At 62.4% G+C, this 5,810-nt stretch carries 4 protein-coding genes; 1 reads left to right on the top strand and 3 read right to left on the bottom strand.

What is annotated here, in order from left to right:
- Positions 1-138: 138 nt before the first annotated feature.
- The 3 genes from I2D41_RS06450 to I2D41_RS06440 form a co-directional block, all read right to left on the bottom strand.
- A complete protein-coding gene (locus I2D41_RS06450) occupies positions 139-1,053 on the bottom strand; it encodes an ROK family protein (protein WP_195363945.1) in 915 nt (304 codons plus the stop codon).
- A gap of 264 nt (positions 1,054-1,317) precedes the next feature.
- On the bottom strand, positions 1,318-2,292 hold the full coding sequence (locus I2D41_RS06445; protein ID WP_195363944.1) for a nucleoside hydrolase: 975 nt from the start codon (positions 2,290-2,292) through the stop codon (positions 1,318-1,320).
- A gap of 4 nt (positions 2,293-2,296) precedes the next feature.
- The gene (locus tag I2D41_RS06440) at positions 2,297-3,286 is read right to left on the bottom strand and encodes a ribokinase (protein WP_195363943.1); all 990 of its coding nucleotides are present in this window, start codon (positions 3,284-3,286) and stop codon (positions 2,297-2,299) included.
- A gap of 187 nt (positions 3,287-3,473) precedes the next feature.
- Between I2D41_RS06440 and I2D41_RS06435 the strand changes: the two genes are divergently transcribed.
- The gene (locus I2D41_RS06435; protein ID WP_195363942.1) at positions 3,474-5,690 is read left to right on the top strand and encodes an acyltransferase family protein; all 2,217 of its coding nucleotides are present in this window, start codon (positions 3,474-3,476) and stop codon (positions 5,688-5,690) included.
- Positions 5,691-5,810 lie beyond the last annotated feature (120 nt).

Below are 5,810 nucleotides of genomic sequence, written 5' to 3'. Positions count from 1 at the left end.
TGACGGGGCGGAATGTCAATCCTGGTCTAACAGAGCCTTAAAAAATCATTTTGGTGACGCGCGGCGGAAGACCAGTCTTTTTTGGGACGAGAAAATGATTTTTTAATCCCCGTCCCAGAAAAATCATCGCCAGAGTAGTTATTCGCAAAGGCGCATAGCCTCCTGCACGGCGCCGTATAGGTTAGCGTCGTTGCCCAGTTCTGCCGCCTTGACCTGCGGTACAGGGATGTCGGCGAGAATGCCCTCATAGCCCTCAAGCGCCGCGGGCATCTGGTCGCGAAGCGCGTCGATAAGTTCGGGGTGGCACGAAATGCCGCCCGCAATCACAAACACCTCGGGATCGAGCACCGCCTGTAGGTTTACGAGCATGGCGTTGAACGTGCGCGCATAGCGGTCAAGCGCGCGCTTCGCCGCCTCATCGCCAGCCTCAACCCACTCAAAAACGCGGCGCCCGTCCACCGTGCCATCGGCAGGTAAGTCCTTCTCGGCCACGACGAGATCGCGCAGCGCACGCCAGCCGCCTGTGCTCGAAAACATTCTGTCCCCCGATGCCGGCTGTGTCACATCGTTGCGCAGAAAGCTAAACTCGCCCGCAAAGCCATGTGCACCGCGGAGCACGCGGCCATCGATAACGATGCCGCCGCCGATGCCGGTGCCGATAGCGAGCACGACGCCAGTGCGGCATCCGCGAAGGGCGCCCGCTGCGTACTCGCCGAGCGCGCAGCATTTTCCGTCGTTGTTGACCGCCACCGGCATGTCAAACCGCTCGCGCAGCAACTTTCCCAGCGGACAGCCGTCCATGTAGGTAAGCGCGCCGCCGCGATGGATGGTGCCGTCCGCGTCATCCTCATAGATGCCGCCGGGTGCACTCACGCCCACGGCGGACACGCGATCGCGATACGGCTCGATAAGACCGGTCAGGGCCTCGACCGCTTCGTCTGCCGTAGCAAAATCGGTCGGCAGGCTGCCGCGCTCGCGGATGGAAAAATCCTCGCCCAGCACGGCCCACTTAACTGCCGTGCCGCCCACGTCGATGCCAAAATACTCTTTCATGCTGCCTCCGCTTCTGCGCCGATACGTCAATATCGGCAGACCATCCCGTCCATGCAAACACAGACAATTCCAGACAAGGCCAAGTATTTGGTTAACGGTCGCTTTTAGGCTGTAAACGGTGTTTAGTCTGTTTATAGCAGCTAATTCTATATATTACGCAATTATGCACTCATTTGGAACGAAGCAATTTAGCTAATTTACCTCAAGGGTAGTTAAAAAAGCCCCGTCCCAAATTAGCTACTTGAGACGGGGTGTAGGAAGCACTTAGCCCAAGACGTGAGCCAAGCGTGCCTTGAACTCCGCGAGGAAGCGCGGGGCGTCCACGGTTAGCGCCACAAGGGCGCTCTTGTCCGGGTCGGCCACGCGGCGCTCGTCGCAGATGGTGCGGCCACGATACTCGCCGAGCAGGTCAACGCGCAGGTTGCAGCCGAGTGCGCCCACGAGCGTGGGGTCGATCGCCACGGCAACGGCTAGCGGATCGTGCAGCGCACAGCCGCCAAGATAAGGCGCGTTCATCTCGTATGAGCCAATGTAGTGCTCGACCATGCCTGCAAACGCGCAGCCCGCCATGGTGCCCGAACCCGTCCAGCCGGCGATATCGCGGCGCGTCAGCACCACGCGATGCGTCACGTCCAAACCAACCATGGTGAGCTTGCGGCCCGAGCGCAGCACGGCGTCGGCGGCCTCGGGGTCGCTTGCCATGTTGGCCTCGGCGCCCGCGCTCACGTTGCCGGGCACGGTAAGGGCGCCGCCCATCACGACCACGCGGCCGATAGACATCATCGCCGCCGCATCGCGCTCAAGAGCAAGCGCCAAGTTTGAGAGCGGGCCGGTCGCCACGTAGACCAAATCGGGGCCATAGGTGCGTGCGGCATCGATCAGATAATCGACCGCCGCATTGCCATCGGCCGACGTCGCCCCAACCGGCTCATACGGCGATGCGGGCACGCTCGCGCCGCCAATGCCGTTTTTGCCGTGAATGAGCGTGGTGGACGCTGGCGGCGTATAGGGCTCGTTCGCCTTGATGGGACGATCGGCGCCCAGGTACACCGGCACCTCGGGTCGGCCCAACAGGTCGAGCACCGCCAGGCAGTTATGCGCCGACTGCTCGACACGCACGTTGCCAAAGCACGTGGTAATGCCGACGAGCTCCACCTCGGGGCTCGCGATGGCATAGGCGAGCGCCATGGCGTCGTCCACGCCCATATCCAAATCAAGGATCAGCTTCTTGGTTGCCATTGTTCTACTCCGCTTCTCCGTCTAAACCGTCTAAACCAAACTTACGTTCAACTTCGGCGCGCGTGGGAATCGATTGCTGAGCACCCAGGCGCGATACCGTCACTGCCGAGGCGCGAGCGCCTGCGACCATGCACTCAAAAAGGGGCAAGCCCTGCAGCCGAGCCGCCGCAAGTGCGCCGATAAACGTATCGCCGGCGGCCGTCGTGTCGACCACCTCGCTAGAGAGCGCCGGCATGCGTAGCAGCCCTCCATCATCGCCGAGCGTAACCGATCCGGATCCGCCCAGTGTGATAACCGCGGCACCGGCGCCCTTAGCGAGCAAGGCCTTAAGCGCGGCCACGCAGCTCGCGTCATCCGTGGGCAAGATGCCCGTTAGCACCTGACACTCGGTCTCGTTGGGGCAGACCAAGTCGACCGCAGGCCAGACCTCCGCAGGCAACTCACAAGCAGGCGCTGGATTAAAGACCGTATAGAACCCCAGCTCGTGAGCGCAAACAAGCGCATCGGCCGTCGCCGCAAGGTCGCATTCGCCCTGGGCGATAAAGACGCTTCCGGCAGCCGGGGCAATCTCGCTGGCGTCGCCGTCGAGCTCATGGGCCACCAGACGCCTCAACGCGCAGGCAACGTCCGCGCCCGCAAGCGCATAGTTGGCGCCCGGTGACAGTATGATGCGGTTGTCGCCCTCGCAGCGAACGATGGTCGCCGTTCCCGTCTCCACGTCATCGCGATGCACTACAAAGTCACAGTCCACGCCGGCGTCTTGGAGCCCCACCACGAGCGACGCGCCGAACGCGTCGCGACCGACCGCGCCGATCATGTGCGTGCAAGCGCCCATACGCGCGGCAGCTACGGCCTGATTGGCGCCCTTGCCGCCGGCGTTGGTGATAAACCCGCTGCCGCCGACGGTCTCGCCCGCACGCGGTATGCGCTCGCACGCCACCGAAAGGTCCATGTTCATGCTGCCGAACACCGCAACGATGCCGCGATCTGCCATGGAAACCTCCTCATCTGCGGGCCTTATGCCCACCGCCAGCCGTCGATCGTGCACTCTCGCACCCCCTATAACTTTAGTTCACTTTGATGTGGACGCGCGCTTGAGCTTGCGCCAGCAGCAAGCATTCACAGGAGCAGGCAGCTACAATGAAGGCGTGCTGATTATTCTCGTCATTGGATGATGTTTTATGGAACAACTCTCGCAATCGGGCTCGCGCGGTCGACGCCGCACGGGCAACGAGCCGGCGCCGCACGAACGCGTGAAGGGCGAACGCCGTGCCAACGAACCGCGACGCACCGTGAGCTCCCATCGTGCTTCTGCCAACAACGCGGGCCGCGCCAACACTCCCGCCGCGGAGCAGACGCCTGCTCGCCCCAAATCCCGCTACATCCCTGCCCTTGACGGCCTGCGTACGCTCGCCGTCGTCGCGGTGGTGCTCTATCACCTTAACCTCACGTGGGCGCAGGGCGGCCTGCTTGGCGTCACGATCTTCTTTGTGCTTTCGGGCTATCTGATCACGCGCTTGCTGCTCAACGAAGTCGCTAAGACCGGACGCATCGACCTTAAGAGCTTCTGGATTCGCCGCATCCGTCGCCTGGTCCCCGCCGTGGTGACCGTCGTGGTGGTAACCTGCGCGCTGTGCACTCTCTTTAACCACGTGATGCTCACCAAGATGCGCCCCGACATCCTGCCGTCGCTGCTGTTCTTCAACAACTGGTGGCAGATTGCCCAAAACGTCTCGTACTTCAATGCTCTGGGCGACCCCTCGCCGCTCACGCACTTTTGGTCGCTTGCCATCGAGGAACAGTTCTACCTGATTTGGCCGCCACTGCTGTTTGCCATGGTATCCATGCATGTGAGCAAACCCAACACGCGCCGCGTGGTTCTGGGCCTTGCCGTGGTATCTGCCCTAGCCATGATGGTGCTTTACAACCCTGTCGCCGACCCCAGCCGCGTGTACTACGGCACCGACACCCGCGTGTTCTCGCTGCTGCTGGGTGCCTGGATGGCCTTTATCCCCGATCGCGACCTGGCGCCGGTGCGTCTCGCTCATCGTTTGGGGCTCAATCGCCTGGCTGGCGCCGCCAAGCACGGCAAGAACGCCGAGGGCAAACCTGGCGAGAAGGCCGACGAAGCAGCCGAGACCGCCCCGGCACAGCCGAGCGCCCTCGTGCGTTTTTGGTCCTCGCCCGCATCCATCGATGTGTTGGGCGTCGTGGGTCTGGTTGGCCTTGCCGCCATGGTCGCGCTCACCAACGGCTACACCGCCTTCCAGTATCGCGGAGGCACGCTGCTGTGCTCGATCCTCACGCTCATGGTCATCGCGGCCTGCGTGCAGCCCCAGGGAATGGTGGCCCGCGCGCTATCCGCCGAGCCGCTCGTATGGGTTGGCAAGCGCTCCTACAGCATCTACCTGTGGCACTATCCGCTGTTGCTGCTCATGAACCCGGTCGCCAACATCAACGATACGCCGTGGTGGCAGTACATTTTGCAGGTGCTGTTGGTGGTCGCCGTGGCCGAATGCTCATATCGCTTTATCGAGACGCCGTTTAGGAAGGGCGCCTTTGGGCGAACCGTTGCCGAATTCCGCGATGGCACCACCACGCCCGCCAACTGGGCACGCACGCACGTCCCCGTCTGCGCAGCCTGCGCTGTCGTATTGGTCGTTGCACTGGGCGGCCTGATCTTTGTGCCCGAGACGTCTGCGCTGAGCGGCGAGGGCGCCGAAGTCCTCAACAAGGAAGCCAAGAACACCGCGCCCACCGACCAGCAGGCGGCCGACGACACCGACAAGGACAACGACGGCTTCCCCGATGGCTCCTACGATCTGCTTATGATCGGCGACTCCGTGTCGCTGCGTGCCGTAGACACCTTTGACGGCGTGTTCCCGCACAGCCATATCGATGCCGAAAAGGGCCGCCAGTTTGATGCGGGGCGCGCGACATTTGAGGGCTATATCCAGCAGAACCTTGCCGGCAAGATCGTGGTCTTTGCCCTGGGCACCAACGGCTTGGTAACCGACGACCAGATCGACGCCATCATGGCCGATGCAGAAGATAAGCGTATTGTGGTGTTTGTGAACACGCGCAGCCCGCAGCCGTGGGTTGGCTCTACCAACCAGGCCATCGCCAACGCCGCTACGCGCTACAAGAACGTGCGCGTTGTCGACTGGTACGGATACAGCGCTAACCGAAATGACCTGTTCGACGGCGATGGCACGCATCTATCGACCACCGGCGTGACCGAGTATCTCAACTTGATCCACGACGCGGTCAAGAAGGACCTGCCCGTGCACCCCGAGGACCACGTCAACGACCCGCAGCCGGCAGCGGTCAAGTCTGCCACCGACGCACTCGTCAACGCGCTCGCCTTCAAGCCGCACAAGCTGGGTACCGATAAGTAACGCGCAGTCAAATCTGCTTGCACCCGCAGGGGGCGTCGGCCGCGGCCGACGCCCCCTGCGGCAGTTAGGGACGTTCCTTTTAATATGAGCAGGACATTGTCAAGAGGCAAAATCGGGCCT

The organism is Collinsella aerofaciens, assembly GCF_015552075.1.
Taxonomy (GTDB): domain Bacteria; phylum Actinomycetota; class Coriobacteriia; order Coriobacteriales; family Coriobacteriaceae; genus Collinsella; species Collinsella aerofaciens_Y.
This window is presented reverse-complemented; position numbering and strand designations above follow the sequence as displayed.

Excerpts from the sequence above, each read along its gene's own strand:
- I2D41_RS06450 (WP_195363945.1), bottom strand. The coding sequence starts at position 1,053 with ATGAAAGAGTATTTTGGCATCGACGTGGGCGGCACGGCAGTTAAGTGG.
- I2D41_RS06445 (WP_195363944.1), bottom strand. The coding sequence starts at position 2,292 with ATGGCAACCAAGAAGCTGATCCTTGATTTGGATATGGGCGTGGACGAC.
- I2D41_RS06440 (WP_195363943.1), bottom strand. The coding sequence starts at position 3,286 with ATGGCAGATCGCGGCATCGTTGCGGTGTTCGGCAGCATGAACATGGAC.
- I2D41_RS06435 (WP_195363942.1), top strand. The coding sequence starts at position 3,474 with ATGGAACAACTCTCGCAATCGGGCTCGCGCGGTCGACGCCGCACGGGC.